22 protein-coding genes are annotated in these 20,156 nt (G+C 62.6%); 10 read left to right on the forward strand and 12 right to left on the reverse strand.

Features of this window, described 5'->3' with window-relative positions; genetic code table 11:
- Positions 1-15: 15 nt before the first annotated feature.
- A complete protein-coding gene (locus AB4Y31_RS20555; RefSeq protein WP_018440141.1) occupies positions 16-1,248 on the reverse strand; it encodes an ABC transporter substrate-binding protein in 1,233 nt (410 codons plus the stop codon).
- A gap of 269 nt (positions 1,249-1,517) precedes the next feature.
- On the opposite strand from AB4Y31_RS20555, the gene AB4Y31_RS20560 reads away from it, so the two are divergent.
- Complete coding sequence (locus tag AB4Y31_RS20560) at positions 1,518-2,291, forward strand: SDR family oxidoreductase (RefSeq protein ID WP_368675540.1); 774 nt, start codon at positions 1,518-1,520, stop codon at positions 2,289-2,291.
- A 54-nt stretch (positions 2,292-2,345) separates the two neighbouring features.
- Positions 2,346-3,419 carry an ABC transporter ATP-binding protein gene (locus tag AB4Y31_RS20565; RefSeq protein ID WP_018440143.1) on the forward strand — a complete coding sequence of 358 codons (1,074 nt, stop codon included), beginning with the start codon at positions 2,346-2,348 and terminating at the stop codon, positions 3,417-3,419.
- A 30-nt stretch (positions 3,420-3,449) separates the two neighbouring features.
- Here AB4Y31_RS20565 and AB4Y31_RS20570 read toward each other — a convergent pair whose 3' ends face one another.
- From AB4Y31_RS20570 to AB4Y31_RS20590, 5 genes are all read right to left on the reverse strand, one after another.
- Positions 3,450-4,718 (reverse strand): RNA polymerase sigma factor, encoded by a 1,269-nt coding sequence (locus AB4Y31_RS20570; RefSeq protein ID WP_368675541.1) that lies wholly within the window; start codon positions 4,716-4,718, stop codon positions 3,450-3,452.
- Positions 4,715-5,086: a YciI family protein gene (locus tag AB4Y31_RS20575; RefSeq protein ID WP_018440145.1), complete on the reverse strand. Its 372-nt coding sequence runs from the start codon at positions 5,084-5,086 to the stop codon at positions 4,715-4,717. Before AB4Y31_RS20575 ends, AB4Y31_RS20570 begins: the two co-directional genes overlap by 4 nt.
- Before the next feature lie 157 nt (positions 5,087-5,243).
- Complete coding sequence (locus AB4Y31_RS20580; protein ID WP_368675542.1) at positions 5,244-6,056, reverse strand: DUF2182 domain-containing protein; 813 nt, start codon at positions 6,054-6,056, stop codon at positions 5,244-5,246.
- Positions 6,057-6,109: 53 nt separating this feature from the next.
- On the reverse strand, positions 6,110-6,742 hold the full coding sequence (locus AB4Y31_RS20585) for a DUF1326 domain-containing protein (RefSeq protein ID WP_368675543.1): 633 nt from the start codon (positions 6,740-6,742) through the stop codon (positions 6,110-6,112).
- 148 nt (positions 6,743-6,890) lie between these two features.
- Entirely contained in the window at positions 6,891-7,787 is an 897-nt protein-coding gene (locus AB4Y31_RS20590) for a LysR family transcriptional regulator (RefSeq protein ID WP_368675544.1), read from the reverse strand.
- Between the two features lie 98 nt (positions 7,788-7,885).
- Here AB4Y31_RS20590 and AB4Y31_RS20595 point away from each other — a divergent pair, with 98 nt between their 5' ends.
- From AB4Y31_RS20595 to AB4Y31_RS20610, 4 genes are all read left to right on the forward strand, one after another.
- Complete coding sequence (locus AB4Y31_RS20595; protein WP_368675545.1) at positions 7,886-8,776, forward strand: aldo/keto reductase family oxidoreductase; 891 nt, start codon at positions 7,886-7,888, stop codon at positions 8,774-8,776.
- A gap of 261 nt (positions 8,777-9,037) precedes the next feature.
- A complete protein-coding gene (gene hpnI / locus AB4Y31_RS20600; protein ID WP_368675546.1) occupies positions 9,038-10,273 on the forward strand; it encodes a bacteriohopanetetrol glucosamine biosynthesis glycosyltransferase HpnI in 1,236 nt (411 codons plus the stop codon).
- 115 nt (positions 10,274-10,388) lie between these two features.
- On the forward strand, positions 10,389-11,375 hold the full coding sequence (locus AB4Y31_RS20605) for a lysylphosphatidylglycerol synthase domain-containing protein (RefSeq protein WP_368675547.1): 987 nt from the start codon (positions 10,389-10,391) through the stop codon (positions 11,373-11,375).
- A gap of 24 nt (positions 11,376-11,399) precedes the next feature.
- Complete coding sequence (locus tag AB4Y31_RS20610; protein ID WP_368675548.1) at positions 11,400-11,816, forward strand: cupin domain-containing protein; 417 nt, start codon at positions 11,400-11,402, stop codon at positions 11,814-11,816.
- A 61-nt stretch (positions 11,817-11,877) separates the two neighbouring features.
- On the opposite strand, the gene AB4Y31_RS20615 is transcribed toward AB4Y31_RS20610, so the two are convergent.
- From AB4Y31_RS20615 to AB4Y31_RS20630, 4 genes are all read right to left on the reverse strand, one after another.
- Entirely contained in the window at positions 11,878-12,138 is a 261-nt protein-coding gene (locus AB4Y31_RS20615) for a hypothetical protein (RefSeq protein ID WP_368675549.1), read from the reverse strand.
- Positions 12,139-12,193: 55 nt separating this feature from the next.
- On the reverse strand, positions 12,194-14,077 hold the full coding sequence (locus tag AB4Y31_RS20620; RefSeq protein ID WP_368675550.1) for an ATP-binding cassette domain-containing protein: 1,884 nt from the start codon (positions 14,075-14,077) through the stop codon (positions 12,194-12,196).
- Positions 14,078-14,081: 4 nt separating this feature from the next.
- Complete coding sequence (locus AB4Y31_RS20625) at positions 14,082-14,957, reverse strand: extracellular solute-binding protein (protein WP_368675551.1); 876 nt, start codon at positions 14,955-14,957, stop codon at positions 14,082-14,084.
- Positions 14,958-15,125: 168 nt separating this feature from the next.
- Positions 15,126-16,037 (reverse strand): DMT family transporter, encoded by a 912-nt coding sequence (locus tag AB4Y31_RS20630; protein WP_368675552.1) that lies wholly within the window; start codon positions 16,035-16,037, stop codon positions 15,126-15,128.
- 186 nt (positions 16,038-16,223) lie between these two features.
- Here AB4Y31_RS20630 and AB4Y31_RS20635 point away from each other — a divergent pair, with 186 nt between their 5' ends.
- The 3 genes from AB4Y31_RS20635 to AB4Y31_RS20645 all read left to right on the forward strand — a co-directional run bounded on the left by AB4Y31_RS20635 (position 16,224) and on the right by AB4Y31_RS20645 (position 18,650).
- Positions 16,224-16,550: a helix-turn-helix domain-containing protein gene (locus AB4Y31_RS20635; protein ID WP_368675553.1), complete on the forward strand. Its 327-nt coding sequence runs from the start codon at positions 16,224-16,226 to the stop codon at positions 16,548-16,550.
- Complete coding sequence (locus AB4Y31_RS20640) at positions 16,543-17,877, forward strand: type II toxin-antitoxin system HipA family toxin (protein ID WP_368675554.1); 1,335 nt, start codon at positions 16,543-16,545, stop codon at positions 17,875-17,877. The genes AB4Y31_RS20635 and AB4Y31_RS20640 overlap by 8 nt, the downstream gene beginning before the upstream one ends.
- 176 nt (positions 17,878-18,053) lie before the next feature.
- Positions 18,054-18,650, forward strand: a complete 597-nt coding sequence (locus AB4Y31_RS20645) for a hypothetical protein (RefSeq protein WP_368675555.1) — start codon at positions 18,054-18,056, stop codon at positions 18,648-18,650.
- A 124-nt stretch (positions 18,651-18,774) separates the two neighbouring features.
- Here AB4Y31_RS20645 and AB4Y31_RS20650 read toward each other — a convergent pair whose 3' ends face one another.
- On the reverse strand, positions 18,775-19,203 hold the full coding sequence (locus AB4Y31_RS20650) for a DUF29 domain-containing protein (protein ID WP_368675556.1): 429 nt from the start codon (positions 19,201-19,203) through the stop codon (positions 18,775-18,777).
- Between the two features lie 300 nt (positions 19,204-19,503).
- Between AB4Y31_RS20650 and AB4Y31_RS20655 the strand changes: the two genes are divergently transcribed.
- Positions 19,504-19,734 (forward strand): SymE family type I addiction module toxin, encoded by a 231-nt coding sequence (locus tag AB4Y31_RS20655; protein WP_368675557.1) that lies wholly within the window; start codon positions 19,504-19,506, stop codon positions 19,732-19,734.
- A gap of 67 nt (positions 19,735-19,801) precedes the next feature.
- On the opposite strand, the gene AB4Y31_RS20660 is transcribed toward AB4Y31_RS20655, so the two are convergent.
- Positions 19,802-20,134: a DUF6572 domain-containing protein gene (locus AB4Y31_RS20660; protein ID WP_368675558.1), complete on the reverse strand. Its 333-nt coding sequence runs from the start codon at positions 20,132-20,134 to the stop codon at positions 19,802-19,804.
- Positions 20,135-20,156: the final 22 nt, after the last annotated feature.

Below are 20,156 nucleotides of genomic sequence, written 5' to 3' on the forward strand. Positions count from 1 at the left end.
CGTGACATCGTTACGTCAATGACCGAGCGACTTGTCGGCCTTGGCGGCCGCCGCGTTCAGCGCATCGGCCGGTTTCGCCTTGCCGAGATAGATCGACTGCATCGCGTCCGTCACGGCCTTCGCCGTGTCTTCCCAGCCCGTGACGGTCGGGGCGAAGCGGGCCGTCGGCAGGAGCGCGACAAACGCCTTGGTGTCCGGATCCTTGAAGGCCGGATCGTCGGCCTCGGCCTTCGTGGTCGGCAGGAAACCCTCGGTGCTCGTGAACTCGACGCGCGGTTCCTTCGTGAACAGATAGTCGAGGAATTTCCACGCGGTCTGCTTCACCTTCGAGTTCTTGAACATCATGATCGAATCGGTGACCGCGTAAGTCGCATGCGTCGTACCCATCGGAATCGGATCGATCCCATATTTGAGGTTCGGCGCTTCCTTCTTGATCTGCTTCGCGAGGAACGGCGCCGAAATCATCATCGCGACGCGGCCCTGCTTGAAAAGGTTCTGCACGTCCTCGCGGCTATAGCCCGTGACGCCCGGCTGCGTAAGCCCTTCATCGATCATCATCTTGTACATCGTCGCGGCCTTGACGCCGGCCGGCGAATTGAATGCGGCCTTGTCCGCCTTGTTGACAACCTCGCCGCCATCGGTCCACAGCGCGTAGTAAAAGTAGACGTCCGTTTCGATCTCCTTGCCTTGCAGCCCGAAGCCCGCGATGCCTTTCGCCTTCAGCTTCTTCGATGCATCGATCACGTCGTTCCACGTTTTGGGACCATCCGGATAACCCACCGACGCGAGCATGTCCTTGTTGTAGTAGAGCGCGCGCGCGGAAGCCGCGATGGGCAGGCCATAGGTCTTGCCGTTGATCTGCCCCGGGGCCAGGAACGGGGCGATGAAGCGGTTCTTGAAGTCCGGGCCCATGTAGCTGTCGAGCGGCTCGGCCACGTCGTCCTTCACGAAGTCGAGGAGCCAACGCGTCCCGATGATCGCGAGGTCCGCGTTGGCACCGCCGGAAATGTCCGTCTGCAGCTTTTGTTGCAGCGTGTCCCAGTTCACGTCCTCGATCTTGATCGTCGTGCCAGGGTTGGCCTTTTCGAAGTTGCGGGCCATCTTCTCGAAGTACGGCGCGGTCGCATCGCTGTAGTGGGCGACGGTGACCCGGACGGTGTCGGCCGAGGCCGACACGGCGAGTCCAGCAAACGCCAGGGCCGCGGCAAATTTGCCAAGCGCGAGGGAAGCACGGGATTGCAACGACATGTTGACTCTCCTGAATGAATCCGCCGCCTGACAGGCCGCCGGGTTGTTGATTATTCGATTTGCAAAAATCCTACGTTACGAAAATGCGCTTGTCACGTAGGATCTGCGACATTTCCCGCGCGCCTATCGTTTGCCTGATATCTTGTTAGCAACGCGAAATTGCTGCAGTGCGGACTCGGTGGCCGGCATGGCTGTCTCAGCGCGACGAACCAGTCGGAGGCGGGCTTCCGTGGTGGTCTTTTGAAAACGGCCCAACAGACGAGGACAGGATGAATCGTGTCGTGCTGGTGACTGGCGCATGCGGCGGGATCGGCAGCGCGCTGTGCAGGCGTTTCGTAGAGGCAGGGGACCACGTGCTCGCGCTCGATATCGACGCGGGAGCCCTGAGCGCACTCGCTGGTGAGCTCGGCGCCGATCGCATGAGCCCTGTCACAGTGGACCTGGGCGAGGCAGCCGCCGTCAAATCGGCCGTCGCGCAGGCCGTTGCCGCCACAGGCCCCGTTGACGTGCTCGTCGCGAATGCGGGCGGGGCGACAAGCGGCTCGCTCGCCTCCACCGACCCGGCAAGCTGGCAGCGCGACGTGCATCTCAACCTGAACGGCACCTATCACACGGTCGAAGCCGTGCGCGCTTCGATGATCGAGCGCAGGCGCGGCGCGATCGTGCTGATTGGCTCCGTGAACGGCATGACCGCGTTAGGTCACCCGGCATATAGCGCCGCGAAGGCAGGCTTGATCAGCTATACCAAGGCGCTTGCGATGGAACTGGGCCGCCACGGCATCCGCGCGAACATTGTCTGCCCCGGCACCGTGAAAACGCCGGCCTGGCAGGCGCGCGTCGACAAGAATCCGCAGGTGTTCGAAGCATTGAAGAAATGGTACCCGCTCGGGGACTTTCCAACGCCCGACGATGTCGCCGACGCCGTAATCTTCCTTGCCTCCCCGATGGCGCGCGTGATCACCGGGGTCGCGCTGCCGGTCGACGGCGGGCTTATGGCGGGCAACCGGCTAATGGCCGAGGAGCTGACGCTCGAATCGTTCTGATCCTCGCTTCCATCCTGTAACGAGAACGACGTATCCGACCGCAACGAGGACAGCATGGCAGCAGTGCAGATGAGCGGCATTTTCAAACGCTATGGCGACACCCAGGTCGTGCACGGCATCGATCTTTCGATCGACGACGGCGAGTTCGTCGTGCTGGTCGGCCCGTCGGGTTGTGGCAAGAGCACGCTGATGCGAATGGTCGCCGGGCTCGAAGAGATCTCCGGCGGCGAGCTGACCATCGGCGGCAAGCGCGCGAATGGGCTTTCGCCGCAGCAGCGCAATGTGTCGATGGTATTCCAGAGCTATGCGCTCTACCCGCATCTATCCGTCTTCGAGAACATCGCGTTCGGTCCGCGCATCCGCAAAGAGCCGGCAACGCGCTTCAAGCCGCGCATTGAGGCCGCCGCGAAGATGCTGAACCTTTCCGGCTATCTGGACCGTTTGCCGCGCGCGCTGTCGGGCGGCCAGCGGCAGCGCGTGGCGATGGGGCGCGCGGTGGTGCGCGAGCCGGAGCTGTTCCTGTTCGACGAACCGCTGTCGAACCTCGACGCGAAACTGCGCGTGCAGATGCGCACCGAAATCAAGGCGCTGCATCAGCGCTTGAAGAACACGGTCATTTATGTGACCCACGATCAGATCGAGGCGATGACGATGGCCGACCGCATCGTCGTGATGAACGCGGGGCGCATCGAACAGATCGGCCGGCCGCTCGAACTGTACGACCGGCCTGCGAACCTGTTTGTCGCGAGCTTTCTCGGCTCGCCGTCGATGAATTTCGTCGAAGGCGAATGGCAGCGCGACGCTCAGGGAGCGCGGCTTTTGCTCGCCGATGGCGGTTCGATTGCGCTACCGCAGACGAATGTTTCCGCGGCTCCGGGCGCGAAGATTACGCTCGGCGTCCGACCCGAGCACATCGAAACGCGCGCGTCCGAGGGCGTGGTGATGGAAGTGGAAGTAATCGAGCCGACCGGCGCCGAAACCCACGTGTACGGCAAGATCGGCGGCAGCACGTGGTGTGCCACGACGCGCCAGCGCGCGTCGATCGAGCCCGGACAGCGCGTGACGTTGCGCCTGCCGGCCGAGCACGTGCATCTCTTCGATACGGGGAATGGACAAAGGCTAGGGTGATGCCGAGCAGCGCGGCGGCAGGGCTTCCCTTTATCCGCTCGCCGGCGACAATCCCGCGCGCTTGCCTTGCAAAAACCGGCGCACGGCAGGATCGCGCTCCAGCCCGATCGCGACATCGTACGCGCCGAGGGCTTCTGTCATTGCACCCACGCGTGACAGCAAATCGGCGCGCGCGGCCCAGTATGGTTGGTAGTCGGAGAGCCGCGGATCATCCGCATACGGCGCGAGGGCGTCCAGCGCCGCCTGCGGGCCGTCCCTTTCCGCCAGCGCGATTGCACGGTTCACCGCGACTACCGGAGAGGCGGCAATCGCGAGCAGCGCATCGTAAAGCTGCACCACTTCGTCCCAGTTCGGGCAACGCGTCCGGCAGCGGTAAACATGGGCAGACTGCAGCGCGGCCTCGAGTTGGAAGCGGCCGATCGCGTTGAACGTGCTCGCGCGCCGCAGCAGTGCATCGGCTGCGTCGAGCATCGGCGCGTTCCACGTCGCTGGATCCTGAGCCGACAGCGGCACGTAGTTGCCGGCCACATCGCGTCGCGCGTCGCGCCGTGCCTGCGCATACAGCATCAGCGCCAGCAGACCGAGCGTCTCGGGCTCCCCGGGCAGTAGCTCGACGAGCACATGCGCAAGATAGAGCGCCTCGTCAGTGAGCTCGCGCCGCACGACATCGCCTCCGACCGGATCGGTCCACCCTTCCGCATACGCTGCATAGACGGCTTCCAGCACCGCATCGAGCCGGCCCGGCAGCTCCTCGCGCTCGGGCACGGTGAACGGAATGCCGGCTTCACGGATCTTGGTCTTCGCCCGCACGAGGCGCTTGCTCATCGCCGAGGGAGACATCAGAAAGGCAGACGCAATCGTCTTCGCTTCCAGTCCCAGTACGACTTGCAGCATAAGCGGCGTGCGAATCGCGGCCTCGAGCGCAGGGTGGGTGCATGCGAACAGCAAGGCAAGCCGCCGATCGGGCAATGCACCGCCTTCCCGCTCGTCGATTTCATCCGCGAGGATCGCGAGCTGGTTCGTCACCTCATCGCCAAGCTGACGATGGCGCACGCCATCGATCGCTCGGCGGCGCGCCACCGTCATCAGCCATGCTTCGGGATTCGCGGGGCAGCCGCGCTCCGGCCAGTCCGCCAGCGCGGCCGCGAACGCGTCGGCCAGCGCGTCCTCGGCCGCGGCGACGTCGCGCGTTCGCATCGCCAGAAGCGCTACGAGCTTGCCGTAGCTGCGCCGAGCGACCGCCTCCGCGATCGAGCGCGCAGCGTCCTCAGCGTCGCGCCCGCCGGCGGAAAGACTCATGCCGCGGATCGCGCATAGTCGGGAGCGTTCCAGACCGGGCGCACTTCCATGAGACCGTGCGCCGCGCCTGGGCAACGCGATGCCCACGCGATCGCGGCGTCAAGATCGGGTACATCGATCAGGTAGTATCCGGCAAGCTGTTCCTTGGAATCGGAATACGGGCCGTCGAGTACCCGCGCCTTGCCGTCGACGAGCCGCACCGTGGTGGCCGTATTCGTGTGCTGCAGCCGGTTCGCGCCCACCAGCACCTCCGCCTTCTTCAGCGATTCCGTATACGCCTGATACGCGGCAACACCTTGCTGCCGCTCGCTGTCGCTCATCTCATTCCAGCGGTTTTCTTCCGAATAGATCATCAACAGGTATTGCATTTGAGCCTCCGTCGTAGAGTTGGGGCGGTAACTACACCGGGCCGCCATGACAATGACGCGCGGGCCGGACGCCGATGGACATCAGCGCCGAAAAATATCGCGAGGGAAACATCGGTTCGACGGTCGCCGAACCGCTCGGCCCCGAGGGCCGATAGCGTCACGAAAATGCCATCCAGGCGCCCGCGACAATACAACCGGCGCCGGCAATGCGTGCGACCCACCGTCCCCACGGGGTGAGCTTTTCCAGGAGGACGAGCAGCGCCAGAAGCGCGATCCAGAGTACGTTCATCACGCCAACTACGAACAAGAGCGCCATCAGGACCCAGCAGCAGCCGACGCAATAAGCTCCGTGGAGAAGCCCCAGCTGCAAACACCCGAGGACATTGCCGCGAAAGCCGCCGTGTCTCATCAGGAACCCGAACGGCGTCTGGCATTGGGTGAGACAGGCGTTCTTGATGGGTGTCCACTGGTAGATGCCGGCCGCGATCAGCACGATCGATCCGAGCACGACATTGCCGCTCGCCATGCGGGCATCGATGAGGGCTGCCCGCTCCAACGCCCATTGGACAACCGTTGCGGCCAGCGAAAATCCGGTCCACGCCAGGAAATAGCCTGCCGCGAACCAACCGGTCGCCGCTAACGGCTTGCCTGCGCTTTTTTTGTTGCGACCCACGTGGGCATACATGAGCAGCATTGGCGCCGCGGAGGGCGCCATCATGCCGACCATCATGACCGCCCACATCGCGAACACGAGGGCGAATTCGATAGCGCTCCACGGCGCGGCGGCCGGCGCCATCCAGCCGAGGCCCGCAGGTACCATGCGGTACCCGCGCATGCTCATCCCACCCATGCTCATATCGGCGGCGAGCCAAAGCACATAGGCCCACGCCAGCGCAGCGACTACGCCGAGAGCGCCCGCAACGACGACGCGATCGCGCCGCAGCACCGCTTCCAGAGTGCCATCGCCCATGAACTTACGATCTCATCGGCCCAGCCGACGGACCGCCTCGTCACGTACATCGATCAAGCCTGGTTCGACCAGCTGATGGACGCGTAGAAACCGTTCTTGCCGGAATTGTCCCAGCGCATGCCGTGATCGCTGAACGTATTGCCGGGGGCCCCGACCGCCAATGCCATTTTGTCGGGGCTGATCGGATGGCCGAGATTCGCCCACATTTCCTCGCCCGGATGCATCGTCGGCAGCGGATCGACGGACATGTGCAGAATGCCCGGGATTTCCGCGGAACGCGTCTTGCCCTCGATGCGGAAGCTGATCGGGGCCTTGCTCACCCCCAGGTTCTGGCTGACGAGCGGTGCGAACGCGGCCATAGGCCCTCCGGCGGTGCCGGTGAAAATCGCAGCTAGCGCCTCGGTCTGCGCGTCGTCGGCACGCTCATCGACGTAGGTGGCCATCGACCATTCTCCGTCCGCCATGACCCCAGGTGCGTGGAAGACAACCAGAACATTGAGACCATCGAGCTCGGTGTCCCCATAGCGGCCACTTGCGACATGGAAGATCAGCGGGACGTCACAAAAACCCTCGGTCGGTCGCGAAGTCAGCGGGGCGGCCGCCGACACGAGGCACGGACACACGATGCTGCAACTGCAATTCTCGAAATAGTCACCGGAAAGGTGCCATGGGACTTGATCCGCCATCGCTCTCTCCCCATTGGGTCGAACCCGATAGATCACGTTCGGACAAGACATGCGTAGAGGAATATTAGGCTGCGCCCGGAAGAACAGAAAGCGGATTCCACGGCGAAAGGCGCCTTGCTTTTTCTTCGAGCTCGATCAGCACGAAGCCTTACCGCCCCTTGACGAAATCGATGAACGCGCGCAGTGGCGCGGGCACGAGACGCCGGCCCGGGTAATACAGGTACGGCCCCGAGAAGGGCCGCCACCAGGGCTCGAGAACGGGTTCGAGCGCTCCGCTCTCGAAGTACGGGCGCAGCCAAGCCTCGAAGAGATGCACGATGCCGGTTCCGGCGAGCGCTGCGTCGACTAGCAGATCGGCCCCACCGCCGATTTGGACCAGGAGCGGCCCCGACGGATCGAGGCGTACGACCTCCCCGTCGCGCTCGAATTCCCAGAGCGGCATCGCGCCACTCGCGAAACGTCCGCGCAGGCAGGCGTAATCGAGCAATTCTCGCGGGTGCGCCGGCCGGCCACGGCGATCGAGGTATGCAGGCGCCGCGGCAGTTGCGAAGCGTTGCTCTCGAGGCCCGATCGGCACGGCGATCATGTCCTGCTCCAGGCGCTCCTCATAGCGGATGCCTGCGTCGCAGCCCGCGGCCAGGATGTCGACGAAGCTTTCCTCCGCGATCACTTCCAGCCGTATCTCGGGATAGGCGTCGAGGAATGCAGGGACGATCGAAGGCAGGACGAGCCGCGCCGCGCTGACCGGGACGTTGAGTTTGAGCGTCCCCGCGGGCCGGTCACGGAAATGGTTGACGATGTCGAGCGCCGCCTCGACTTCCGTCAGTGCGGGCCCGAGTCGTGCCAGCAGCCGCTCGCCGGCTTCCGTTGGCACGACACTGCGCGTCGTGCGATGAAGCAATCGGACACCGAGCTGCGTTTCGAGCCGGCGTAGCGCCTCGCTAAGCCCGGATGCGCTGGCGCCGCTGACGCGCGCGCCCTCACGGAAGCCCTTCGCACGCGCTACCGCGACGAATGCGCTCAGATCACCAAGGTCCACTTGCATTGTTCGCTTCCCCGAACGGCCTGTGCGGATTATGGCCTATTCCCGTTCGATAACGCAGCGCTTAGTCTTTGCGGATCATTCGAGAAAGGAGAGCAACCATGACCAGCGTCCGCAAATCCGGCACTTTCGTCCTCGGCGACCGCACCGTTTACCGCCTCGGCTACGGTGCGATGCAACTCGCGGGGCCCGGCGTGTTCGGGCCGCCCAGAGATCGCGATACGGCACTGGCCGTGCTGCGCGAAGCCGTCGCATCCGGGGTCAATCACATTGACACCAGCGATTTCTACGGTCCTCACGTCACGAACCAATTGATCCGCGAGGCGTTGCACCCGTATCGCGACGATCTCGTCATCGTGACGAAGATCGGTGCCCGACGCGGCGACGACGCGTCGTGGCAGCCCGCATTCTCGGCTGACGCACTGACGCAAGCGGTGCACGACAACCTTCGCAACCTTGGCCTCGACGTACTCGACGTCGTGAACTTGCGGATTATGTTCGATGCGCACCAGCCCGCCGAAGGCTCGATCGAGGCCCCGCTCACCGTGCTGGCCGAGCTCCAGCGGCAAGGTCTCGTGCGCCATATCGGTTTGAGCAATGTCACGCCCATGCAGGTGGCGGAAGCTCGCCGGCTTTGTGACATCGCCTGTGTGCAAAACCATTTCAATCTCGCGCACCGGGCCGATGACAACTTCATCGACGCACTCGCTCAGGACGGAATCGCCTACGTGCCGTACTTTCCGCTCGGCGGCTTCAGCCCGTTGCAATCGTCGATCCTCAGCGATGTGGCTGCTCGGCTCCATGCGACGCCGATGCAGGTGGCGCTCGCGTGGTTGCTGCGCCGCGCGCCTAATATCCTTTTGATTCCCGGCACGTCGTCGCTCGCGCATCTGCGCGAAAACCTCGCGGCAGCCGCTATCGACTTGCCCGAAGAAGCGGTACGCGAGCTCGATGGTGTGGCGGGAATCGACCGACAAGACGCTGAGCGCTAGCGCTTCCTCCGAATCCCCTGGGCACCGGAGGGCAGAGACCGCCGACTGTCACACCCTCAACCGTTGCAAAGCGCCTGCTTTGAGCGACGTCATCACACAATATGAGGAGTCGCATCGCTCTTTCATCTGACTTTCAGGTTCTCTTATCGGAGCAAATGAGGTCCGGACTGTTGTAGGATACGCGAAGCCTTGCCTGCGAAGTCCCACCTCGGAACGAGGCGCACTCGCCTCGTTTCTCCACCCTCTCCAGAGCTCCGGAATATGAGGCAATTGACGTGGCTTGCCTGCTTGGTCGGCGTGCTTGCCGCGCTCGAACTATTGGTTCGGGCCGGCACATCCGATGCGGCACATCTTCTGACCCAGCTGCCCGCGTTCATCTTCAGCGTGGCCGCTTTGTTCGGAATTTTGTACACGTTGTTGGCCACAGTGCTCGTTTGCCGGTTCTTCGCGCAGCCCACGTCGGAGCCCACGAGCTTCCCGCCGGTCACGATCGTCAAACCGCTCCATGGCGACGAGTGGGAATTGCTGAGCAATCTGAAGAGCTTCTGCGAGCAGGAGTATCCGGGTCCAATACAGTTTCTGTTCGGCGTGCAAGACAGCGCGGACCCCGCTTTGAAGGCGGTCGAAACGCTTCAGCGTCTCTATCCGGGCGCACATGTCACCGTGGTGACCGATACCCGCATGCACGGGCCGAATCGGAAGATCAGCAACATTCTCAACATGATGCCGCACGCATTACACGACTTGCTGGTATTCGCGGATAGCGATGTCAGCGCCCCTCCGGACTACCTTCGCCATGTCATTGGGGAGCTGCAAAAGCCCAACGTCGGACTCGTGACCTGCGTCTATCGCGGCAGGCCCGGCCCCGGATTGTGGCCAAGATTGTCGGCGCAATGGATCAACTATCACTTCATGCCCAGCGTGATGACCGGGCTGGCGCTCGGTCTCGCGCGCCCGTGCTTCGGCCAGACCATCGCCACGCGGCGCACCACGCTCGAGCGGATCGGCGGATTCGGCCAGTTCGCGCACCTGTTGGCTGAAGACAATGCGATAGGCGAGGCTGTCCGCAAAACTGGCCAGAAAGTCGCGATTCCTCCACTCGTCGTCTCGCATACGTGTGAGGAGCCGAGCGCGCGGGCGCTCGCCGCGCATGAGCTGCGCTGGAGCCGAACGATTCGCGCAGTCGATCCGCTCGGGCACCTCGGCTCCGTGCTGACCCATCCCGTGCCGCTCGCTCTGCTGGCCGCCCTGCTGTCCGAGGGGGCCGCGTGGGCATGGCTGCTCGTGCTCGCCGCGCTCCTCGCCCGCATCGCGTTGAAATGCCTTTCGGATTCGGCGGTTCGAGAACCCGGTCGCGACTTGTGGCTGCTGCCGCTCAGAGACGTCGCATCGTTCGCAGTCCTAATCGTCAGTTTCTTCTCGACGCGCGTGATCTGGCGAGGCGCCAGCTTCGAAGTCGATCGCAACGGGCTGCTGCGCCCCGTCCAGGACAAATAGCCATGGCCCGCACGTGTTTTGATGTCCGCATCGCCCGGGCTCAGCCAGTTATGCTCGGGCTTCGCACCGTCGGGCCGGCGGCGCTGCGCGACGTATGTTTGATATTGACGGCACCATGAAACATCTAGGCCCGATTGCAGCAGTCGTCGGACTGGCCGTCGCCGTTTGGCTGTTCTGGCGCGAGGACGCCCACGCCGTGCTCACGTTGATGCGCGCCGCGGGCGCGGGGCTGCTGCTCGCCGGCATCGCGCACGTTTTGCCGATGCTCGCCAATGCTAAGGATTGGCAATTGCTGATGCGCGGTGCAATCAAGCCGAAGCTGTCGGCCGTCCTGGGCCTCGTATGGATTCGTGAGTCCGTGAACGGCATGTTGCCCGTTGCGCGAATAGGCGGCGAGATCGTCACGTTTCGCATGATGCGGCAATGGGGCATGCGCCCCGCTGCCGCGATGGCGAGCCTGATCGTCGATATTCAACTCACGCTCATCAGCCAGGTGATTTTTGCCATAGCCGGCATCGGCTATCTGCTCGGGCATACCGTGTCAGGCTCAGTCGAGCTGGCAGCGAACTTCGCGTGGGGCCTCGCATTGCTGACGCCGGTGCTTGTGTTGTTTTCGCTCGTGCAACATGCGAGGCCGTTCCAACGCCTTACGCACTTCTTCAATCACGTCACGAGCGGCAAGCTGGCGACGCTCGTCGGCGAATCAGCGCGCATCGATCAATCGATCAAGAGGATCTGGCGCCAGCCAGGCATCGTGACCCGCTACCTGTTCGTCTGGCAGTCGCTGCAGTGGCTCGCGACGGCGCTCGAGATCTGGCTCGCCCTTTACTTCCTCGGCGCGAAAGTCAGTTTTTTGAAGGCGGTCGCCATTGAATCGCTCGTTCAGGCGTTGAGCAGCGCCGCGTTCTTTGTTCCAGGCGCGCTCGGCATTCAGGAGGGCGGATTCCTGTTGATCGGTAGCGCGCTAGGCCTCGATGCACAGACCAGCTTGGCACTCGCGGGCGCCCGACGGATACGCGACTTGATCATCTTTTTGCCGGGACTCTTCGCTTGGCAATATGCCGAGTGGCGCCGCAAACGCCAAACTGCGGTTACGCAGTAAGAGTTCGTCATTCGGAGGTGCGCCATGGAAAACGGCTCGTCCGGCATGCAAGCATCACTGGTGGTGGTGCATCCCGATCGCGAGATCGCCACAACTCAGCGCTTGCCTTACTTCGTGGGTATTTCAGCCGATACCGTGGGTTCGAAGAATTTGTCGATGCATCTCGTTGTCGTGCCGCCCGGCGGGCAGGCGGAACCACATGTGCACGTCGGTTATGAAACGGGGATCTACGTGCTCGAAGGCCGTGTCGAGACGCGCTATGGTCCGGGCTTGCGGGAATCAGTCGTCACCGAGGCCGGAGATTTTCTGTTCGTGCCACCCGGCGTACCGCATCAACCGGTCAACCTCAGCGACACAATGCCCGCGCGCGCGATCGTCGCGCGCAACATGGCCGAGGAAAATGATCGGGTGGAGCCGTATGATCCGGTTGCGGAGCGCTGAGCAAGCGAGGCAGGCGCGTCACGCGGTTAAGGCGAGTCCATCGGGAGAGCGCAACGCACCGTCAACCTTCCTCGCCATCTTCCACCGCCTTGCGTTCCCGGCGTTCTTCATTGCCACGGCGTGCACGCAGCCGTTGTCGCGAGAGCACGCCAATTACCTGATCCGTCGTTGCATCAGGCGGAATCTCGTTTCGGATCACATTTGGAATCATCGGCAAGCCGGAGCGTTGCCGCCGCAAAGCCCTGGCTATCGCCTTGCGACACTCGTCCCCGTGACAGTCCCATTCGTCACGAATTCTTCCGCAGTAGCGACACTTTTCCATAGCAACAAGTCTAACGCCAATCGCCGAAGGCTTCCGGCAACGGGAATCGTCAAGGCTAAGGACAGCATTGTGCGGCGTTGCTAAGCGCTTCCTGGCGGGCCCCTGCGCCGCTGGTCCACGCCGACACTCCGGCCGGATCGATAAAGAATCGGCAGACCTCCCGCTCGCGCAGCAAAGCGTCGTTGACCGCGACGTCAAGCTGAACGCCGCCGATATTCAGGCGTGCGAATCGTTCTCCGTCACGCAGTTCGACCGAATCGACGACGGCCTCGAGCGGCCCCCGCGCCGACAGCCGAATCGCCCGCGATGCAACGCGCCACATCACCCGCGTCCCGACCTCGGTTGAACGGTCGGCCGTTTCCAACACCAATCGATCGTTGATCCTGATCGATCCCGGCGCACAGACCACGCCTGTGCCTACATTGCGCAAGCCGAGCAGTTCCGCCACGCGCATGTTCGCCGGTTGCTCGAACACGCTTTCGATCGTTCCAGCCTGTAGCGCACGACCCTGATCGATCACGAGAATCTCGTCGGCGAGCAGCGCCGCCTCGTCGGGGTCATGGGTGACGATGATCGTGACGGCCGCGATTTCGCGCTGCAGATCGCGCAGCGATCGCTGCAGACGGCGCCGCCGCGGCGTGTCGAGCGCGGCAAAGGGTTCGTCGAACAACAACAGATGGCTGTGACGCGTGAGCGCTCGCGCGAGCGCAACACGCTGACGCTGCCCGAGCGACAGCTCGCGCGGAAAACGGCCCAGCAATCCCGTCAACCCCAGATGGCCGGTCCAGTAACGCGCGGCGGCCGGATCCCCATCGACAGGAAACGCCAACTGCTCGCCGACTGTCATGTGCGGAAAAAGCCCGTAATCCTGCGGCATATAGCCGATTTGCCGCCGCTCGGGCGGCAACTTCGAGAGATCCGCCGCGCCAAGCATGACCGTGCCGCCCTCGTTGTCCTCGAGGCCTGCGATGAGACGCAACGTCAGCGATTTCCCAGAACCGGAAGGCCCAATGATGGCGAGCCGCCGCGTTGAAGGCGCCCACGCGATATCCAGGCTGAATGGCCCCAACCGGCGACTCACCTGGATGGCGAGCCGCAGATCTCGGCTCGGCGCCGTTGCGATGGAATTCGGCACGGGGACGAGCGGTTCGTCGCCATTCTCGATGTGCGATACCGTTGTTTCATATCGGTTGCCGCGGCGATAGACCGACAACGCAGCGCACGCGACGGCGATGGCGAGCGTCGGCAACAGCAACGGCATCATCGCCGGCAAACCCTGCCCGCCGAAGACGACATAGGTATAAACCGGCAACGAGTAGGGATGGTAGGCGACCATCACCGTCGCGCCGAATTCGCCGAATGCGCGCAGCCATGCAAGCGCAAGCCCTGCGCGAATCCCGGGCCACGCGGCCGGCAGCGCCACGCGAAAGAAGCGGCTGGCCGCGTGATGTCCGAGCGTTGCGGCGACATCTTCGAGCACCGGGTCCACCGACGCGAACGCCGACCGCGCCGCCACGATCAGAAACGGCGCGGCAACGAACGTCTCGGCGAGCACGATGCCCGCGAACGAGTCGGTCAGCAGGCCGCTCGCCGTGCGACCGATCAAGCTGTAAGGGCCGAAAAGAAAAAGCAGCAGCACGCCGCTCGTCAGCGGCGGCAGTGCAAGCGGCAGTTGAACGACGAAGCCGAGCAGCGACATCGCTCGCGACGACGAACGTGCAAGCCAATAGCCGAGCGGCACACCGCCGATAAGAATGAGGAGCGCCGCGACGCTGGCACTGGCAACCGACGTGCCGACCGCCGCGCCCATCGTTCGCCAATCGACGCTCGCCCAATCGGCGTGGCCGATTTGAGGCAGGCTCGCGATGAACGGCGCGCAGAGATAGACGGCAAGGAGGACGGCAAGCGCGGCGAGCGGCCGCGCCACGGTTGTCTTCATAGATTCACGGCCCCGCTTCGACGACCGCCTGCAGTGATGCCGGGATCGCCTGAGCGTCGCCCGTCACGGCCGGCTTCACGACATCGACGCCGTGCTCCCGCAGCAGCGTGCGACCCTGCGCACTCAGCAGAAAATTGACGAACCGCGCGGCGCCAGTCGGATTGGCTGCATCGGCGAGAATCGTCAGCGTGTAGCTCGCCTTGACGCCGAGCTCGGGTGCAGGGCTCACTGCGGCAATCTTCAGGTCAGACGTTTCGGTCGAATAAAAGAATCCCGCATCGAGCTGGCCCGACTGAAGGCGGCCGACAAGCGTTTCCTCAGGCAATACCTGAGCGGGATTCTCCGGGGCACCGAGTGTCTTCTCCACGAGGTCGGGCTGGTGATAAAGCTCGGCGGCCTTTGTCATCATTTCCACCGTAAACGCGCCCTTCGGATCGAGTGCGGGATCGGTGCGACCGATGCGAATACCGGGCTCTTGCAGCACCTCGTCCCAGCGCTTCGTCTTGAAGTCGTTCGCAAAGCGGCTTTGCGGGTTGTAGCCGATCAATAGTGGAGATTCCGCGAAATTGACGTACCACGTGACGTGATTGCCGTTCGCCGTTCCCATCAGGCTCGTGTTGACCTTGGGGCTCGCGCTGATGAACACGTCGCCGCGCCGCAGTTTGCCTTTGATTTCGTTCGCGATCTTGTTGGACCCGGCCGCGTAGCCCTGAAAGTGCAGCCCCGTCTCCCTTTCGAAGGCGGGACCGACGCTGCGCTCCATCAAATTGACGAGCGAGCCCGCGTAGAGCACTTTCACCGTGTCGTCGTCGGCGGCGTGTGCCTGTGTTCCAAGCGCGGCAGCCAGTACCGTGCAGCAAACGAACAGCTTGCGAAGCATGTTATCCCCGGTAGCGTTATAGAGCTTGGTATATTACGACGACTTCCGGCGATTGTACTGCGATATTGGCGACGGAAACGGCCGCTTAATGGCCCACGGCCCGCCCCTTCGGTCGGCCAGGAGCGGCTGCCTGCTTGCGTCCCGCGCCAGCCTTGGCTCGGCGCGAGATCAGCGACGCGAAGCGACTACGATGCCCCCGACGATCAGCAAAAACGCCGCGGCATGATAGGGCTGCGGGGGCTCCCCGAGAAACGCGGCCGACATCAGCGCCGCAAACAACGGAGCGAGATTCGAAAAGAAGCCGGCGATGTTGGGGCCGACGCGCTGCACGCCGAGCCCCCAACAACAGTAGGCGAGCACTGCGGGGCCGATGCCGACGTAGAGCAGCGCGGCCGCGAGCGGCCAGCCCCAGACGATACGCGCGTCGGTCGAAGCCCATTCTCCAGCGGCGAAGATGCCGGACCAGAACAAGCCGAAAGTGATTTGTGCGAGCAGGAATGCCGACCAGTCGTTGCGCCAGCGGGCGGGCTCGCGAGAGCGCGCCAGCAGCCAACTATAGATGGCCCAGGCAAAGGCCGCGACGAGCATCAACAGGTCGCCGGGGACCAGCCGGAAATGCGTTAGTAGTGCTAACTGTCCGCGGCACAGCACGAGCACGACGCCGGCGACGGAGAAGACAATTCCGATGAGTTGCCGATAACTGATTCGTTGTCCGAACCATAGCCAGCCGACGAGCAGCATCCAGACCGGGATGCTCGATGCCATCAACGTGACGTTGAGGGGACTTGAGCTCTTCAGCGCCAGGTACTGCAAGGCGTTGTAGCAGCCGACGCCCAGCAGGCCGAGCACTGCAAATCGACGCCAATGCGCCCAGAGTCCGCTTGCCGGACTGAGTACCCGTCCCGCGAGCGGCAGAAGAATGAGGAAGGCCAGCGCCCAACGCAGAAAATTCAGCGTGACGGGCGGCACCAAACCGCTCACCATCCGTCCGACTACGGCATTGCCCGCCCACATCATCGGCGGGACGGTGAGGAGTACAGCGGTGCTTGCGGTAAGGCGTTGAGGAAATTGCGCCGACATCGGACGTTGGCTCCTGGCTCTTTTGTTCGAGACGGCATTAGAACGCAAATACGCGCGGAATCTCGCCTAACCCCTAGCGCCGCTGCGGTGATGCGCATACGGAACGTCGAAGTCGTCCCGACGTCATTGAGCTGCCAGAGAATTTTGCTTATACTCAAATAAAACAGCTTTTGCTTTGAATATATCGTGAAAACTCGCCAGCTTGCAGAACTTCTGCCTTATGAGGCCGAGAATGTGGCTCGCGCGCTGGGTGAGACCATTTCCCTGGCACGCCGAGCACGCTTTTGGACGCAAGGCGATCTCGCCGCGAAGATGGGCGTCAGCGTCAACACGGTGGTCAATCTCGAAAAGGGCCGACCGTCGGTCTCGTTGGCGCAGCTGCTCAAGGCACTATGGACTCTGGACCGCTTGGACGTGCTTCAGGATTCGCTACGTCCCGAACTCGATCCGGTGGTCCAGGCCGAGGGGCTGCGCCGCATTCCGCGACGAGCTCGCGGAGACCGTCATGGCTGAAAAGGAGCGGCCGGTATGGGTGTGGCTTCCTGGCCGAACCGAACCCGTTCGATGCGGCACATTTTGGTGGTCGCCTGGGCTGGGCCGCTTCCGTTATGGAGAGGAATACAGGAAGGTTGCGGGTGCGGTACCCATCGATCCCATCAACTTGCCTTTTACGCGGTCGAGCAAGCCCTATTCGACCGACCAATGGAATGGACTGTTTGGCGTCCTGCGTGACGCCGCACCGGAAGGCTTTGGGCTAGACCTGCTGCTTTCCAAATACTCGCGTGAGTCACTCGATGAGATCGACCGAATGGAGCTGTCGGCTGGCGACGGCGTCGGCGCGATCGAAGTGTGCTCCGAGGAACAGTTGGAACATAAGCTGGCCTTCGCTCCTCCCCCCGAGAAAAAGCTGCTCGCCGAACTGGGGAAAGCTGACCTGCCTGGATCAGTCCGCCCCATCGTACAACGTCTATCAGGTGCGGACGACGGCACGAGTCTCGGTGGAGAGAAACCCAAGCTGACCGTTTCTCGAGCTGTCGGGAATGCACATGAGTGGTGGATCGCGAAGTTGCCGGAGCGTGGCGGCAGCCTCTTGTTGCCGGCCCGCGAGTACGTGGCTATGACGCTCGCCAGAAAGTGCGACATCGACGCCGCCACGGTCAACTATCGGCGAGTCGGACCGCACGGGATCGTCCTTATCCGGCGCTTCGACCGCAAGGTCAGTCCAGCCGGAATCGAGCGATCGCTTTTCGCAAGTGCGGCAACGGTCCTGCGATTGCGCAGCGTTACTACCCGGGAAGACGATGCGCGATCTTACGTTGCGTTTTCCGATGAAATACGGCGCTGGTGCGCCGTCGAAGGCGAGCGATACGCCGCTGAGCAACGTGAGCTATGGCGTCGCATGGTGTTCAACGCGCTCGTCGGCAACATCGACGATCACCCGCGCAATCACGGGCTGCTCTTTCGTGACGGCAACTGGGGGCTTTCGCCAGCCTATGACATCGTCGCGATGCCAAACAGCCGCGGCGGGCAAGGCATGGCCATCAACCGAAAGCGGCTCGAAACCGGGCGGGTTGGACAACGCATCGCGACGCCCGAATCGCTCGTCTATAGCGCTGATCTGTTTTCCTACACAAAACAAGAAGCATGGGAAACGCTGCAGGTGATGGCCAGGACGGTTCACGAATCGTGGCGCTCGTTGTATGTCGAGGGCTGCGGCATGGCCGAAGCTGACCTCGAAAGCCAGCGTTCGGCCTTTCAACTCGCTGAGGATATCGTGACTGGGAAGGCAAGTCTTAATCTGGCGGATGTGACGCCACAAAGGCGGCAACGGATGAGATGATCGCCAGCGCCGAGATGTGACAAGCAGCCTGTCGGCGGCTCCGCAGGTAGCGCGTTAAAGATCCACAAAGCGAGGCCGTAATAGCCAAGGAGTGGGCGCGAGCCTTCGACATTGACGGCTTTTGATGGCATCGCTTCGACAATAACGACCAACCACACGAGGGGTCCGATAATTCCATGAAACGCCTTCTTTTGATTGCCCTGTGCCTGGTCTCCGCCGCCGCTTTCTCGGGAGAGCGCAGGCAGGTCTTGCTCGAAACGCCGGTCACCTACGCTTCGGGTGCCGGCGTCGTCGAGCGAGTGAAGGACGAGTGCCACATTGACGATTTGTTGACGCGTCGCGTCGGGGAAGCCCTTCGCCGGCTCAATCGGACCGGCGAAGGGACGATCGACGCGAACAGCTCTCCGGGCGACGCAGAGGTTCTGAGACTGCAGATTACGTATGTGATGGGCGTCGGCGGCGGCGCATGGACGGGGCCCAAAGCCATCTCTCTGTCAGCCGATCTGATCGACAACGGGAAGGTCGTCCGTCACACGAAGTTCAAGCGTTGGTCTGTCGGTGGCGTGTGGGGCGCATTTAAAGGCACTTGCTCGATTCTTGATCGCACCAGCGTGGCCATCGCTAAAGACTTGCGGCGCTGGGTTCACAATGCGCGTTATGAAATCAAGGATGAGGATGGGCCCGACGAAGCTTCGGCGCCGGAGGCAGGCTCTGCGACAGGTGCAGCTGCTTCCGCGACGACGGCCCAGGACAGCGGGGACAAAGACGATTGAGCGAGCGGCGGGCAGGCGGTCGCCGTGGGCCGAATGTATCCGCCGGGCAGCGATGGGAGAGGACCCTTTGGTCGCAGGCGCTAAGAGCAAACTGCCCCGGACTTCGGCGACCGTGCCATTCGCTCTATTCCGGTAGGAAAGTCTCGTCGATCACCTGCTGCATCGTCCATGGACAAGTCTCCGGTAACGCCAAACCGATTTCCTCAACGGATTGAACGATCGCGTCCGCCCAAACTCTCGTCGCCCAGTGCGGATCAGTGAGCGATTTTTGTAGAGTGGGCGTCATCTGCAACTGTATGCTAAGTAGGCGTCGCAGCTCCCCGATCACACGCCGTCGAGCTGACGAGCGGCGGCCACATTGATATTGCCACTTTAGAAGGTTGGCCACTAGCAGGGCCAGGTGATTTGCCAATTCACGCTGCTCGCTCCTGCCCACGCTCTCGATCTCCTCCGCTACGTGTTCGATATCTAGCGCCGAGAACTTTCGCGCTCGCAATAACGCGGCCTGTTCGTTGGCCCACGCCACTACATCCGTCTCGTAGTTCGTCCCCATGTTTTCACTCCCAACCTTTGCTTGTATACGGCAAGTGTAGTTATCTCGAAACACGCCGTGGCCTGCCATTGCCGCAGGGGATGCTCGGCACACAGCCGCATGGCCCGCCCTGCATTACCCAGCGTCCTAGGCCGATCGGCTAATGGTTAGGAGTGGTGATTTTTAATACAATCAAAGACTTAACATCACCACCAACAGGAGAACGGCTACCCCTTCCATCGCCGTAAACGCAGCGCGGGCCGCATGGGCTGCAACCCATACGACCCGCTGACCACCATCAACTCGCTAGGAGAGTCGATCATGGCTGACGCCAATCTTAACGCACGTCCCGTCCATCCCGAGCGGCGCGTCACCATTCAGCAGTCGTGGCGCTATCGCCAATGGAAGCCCAACCGCAGCTACCGCTCCGACCCGCCGCTCTTTCCCTGGTTCAAGGTCTCAGGCCGTTGGCTAGAGCATGCCGGCTTCAAGCCCCACCAACGGCTCAAGATCGAAGTCCATGACGAACGGCTTGTGATCACGCCCGCCTGAACAACCATCGAGGCAGCGAACCCGGCCGAAGCCGGGCTCGCTGCACATGCGAAGTTATATCTCTCGCTCAATTCGGGCGCAAGGGGCTAAATCGAAGCTTGAATCCAGCCGCATCAATCGCGGCTCCTACTTTTTCGAAGAACGCCTGAGCCGTCTCATTCAAGGGGAATTTACCCACAACATTGATCACTATGCGCCGCCCGCTCGCTTCAGGAAATCTCTTAGCAAGCTCGCCACTCTCAATGAAGCGAAGGTATGCATTCAATTTCGCCTGGAGAAGAAGGAGGTGCTGTCGCTCTCCTTCGCACCAAGGAAGATGATCGCTCACCGTAAGCAATAGATCGCCAGAGACACGATCAACGTTCACGACGTCGACCGTACCGGTTTGCTCAATAGACATAACGCTCAAGGCCCTCGGATAA

This window comes from Trinickia sp. EG282A, from assembly GCF_040965455.1.
Classification (GTDB): Bacteria; Pseudomonadota; Gammaproteobacteria; order Burkholderiales; family Burkholderiaceae; genus Trinickia; species Trinickia symbiotica.

Excerpts from the sequence above, each read along its gene's own strand:
- AB4Y31_RS20615 (WP_368675549.1), bottom strand. The coding sequence starts at position 12,138 with ATGGAAAAGTGTCGCTACTGCGGAAGAATTCGTGACGAATGGGACTGT.
- AB4Y31_RS20655 (WP_368675557.1), top strand. The coding sequence starts at position 19,504 with ATGGCTGACGCCAATCTTAACGCACGTCCCGTCCATCCCGAGCGGCGC.
- AB4Y31_RS20595 (WP_368675545.1), top strand. The coding sequence starts at position 7,886 with ATGACCAGCGTCCGCAAATCCGGCACTTTCGTCCTCGGCGACCGCACC.
- AB4Y31_RS20640 (WP_368675554.1), top strand. The coding sequence starts at position 16,543 with ATGGCTGAAAAGGAGCGGCCGGTATGGGTGTGGCTTCCTGGCCGAACC.
- AB4Y31_RS20570 (WP_368675541.1), bottom strand. The coding sequence starts at position 4,718 with ATGAGTCTTTCCGCCGGCGGGCGCGACGCTGAGGACGCTGCGCGCTCG.
- AB4Y31_RS20605 (WP_368675547.1), top strand. The coding sequence starts at position 10,389 with ATGAAACATCTAGGCCCGATTGCAGCAGTCGTCGGACTGGCCGTCGCC.
- AB4Y31_RS20645 (WP_368675555.1), top strand. The coding sequence starts at position 18,054 with ATGAAACGCCTTCTTTTGATTGCCCTGTGCCTGGTCTCCGCCGCCGCT.
- AB4Y31_RS20610 (WP_368675548.1), top strand. The coding sequence starts at position 11,400 with ATGGAAAACGGCTCGTCCGGCATGCAAGCATCACTGGTGGTGGTGCAT.
- AB4Y31_RS20575 (WP_018440145.1), bottom strand. The coding sequence starts at position 5,086 with ATGCAATACCTGTTGATGATCTATTCGGAAGAAAACCGCTGGAATGAG.
- AB4Y31_RS20620 (WP_368675550.1), bottom strand. The coding sequence starts at position 14,077 with ATGAAGACAACCGTGGCGCGGCCGCTCGCCGCGCTTGCCGTCCTCCTT.
- AB4Y31_RS20555 (WP_018440141.1), bottom strand. The coding sequence starts at position 1,248 with ATGTCGTTGCAATCCCGTGCTTCCCTCGCGCTTGGCAAATTTGCCGCG.
- AB4Y31_RS20625 (WP_368675551.1), bottom strand. The coding sequence starts at position 14,957 with ATGCTTCGCAAGCTGTTCGTTTGCTGCACGGTACTGGCTGCCGCGCTT.
- AB4Y31_RS20565 (WP_018440143.1), top strand. The coding sequence starts at position 2,346 with ATGGCAGCAGTGCAGATGAGCGGCATTTTCAAACGCTATGGCGACACC.
- AB4Y31_RS20660 (WP_368675558.1), bottom strand. The coding sequence starts at position 20,134 with ATGTCTATTGAGCAAACCGGTACGGTCGACGTCGTGAACGTTGATCGT.
- hpnI (WP_368675546.1), top strand. The coding sequence starts at position 9,038 with ATGAGGCAATTGACGTGGCTTGCCTGCTTGGTCGGCGTGCTTGCCGCG.
- AB4Y31_RS20630 (WP_368675552.1), bottom strand. The coding sequence starts at position 16,037 with ATGTCGGCGCAATTTCCTCAACGCCTTACCGCAAGCACCGCTGTACTC.
- AB4Y31_RS20580 (WP_368675542.1), bottom strand. The coding sequence starts at position 6,056 with ATGGGCGATGGCACTCTGGAAGCGGTGCTGCGGCGCGATCGCGTCGTC.
- AB4Y31_RS20650 (WP_368675556.1), bottom strand. The coding sequence starts at position 19,203 with ATGGGGACGAACTACGAGACGGATGTAGTGGCGTGGGCCAACGAACAG.
- AB4Y31_RS20560 (WP_368675540.1), top strand. The coding sequence starts at position 1,518 with ATGAATCGTGTCGTGCTGGTGACTGGCGCATGCGGCGGGATCGGCAGC.
- AB4Y31_RS20585 (WP_368675543.1), bottom strand. The coding sequence starts at position 6,742 with ATGGCGGATCAAGTCCCATGGCACCTTTCCGGTGACTATTTCGAGAAT.
- AB4Y31_RS20590 (WP_368675544.1), bottom strand. The coding sequence starts at position 7,787 with ATGCAAGTGGACCTTGGTGATCTGAGCGCATTCGTCGCGGTAGCGCGT.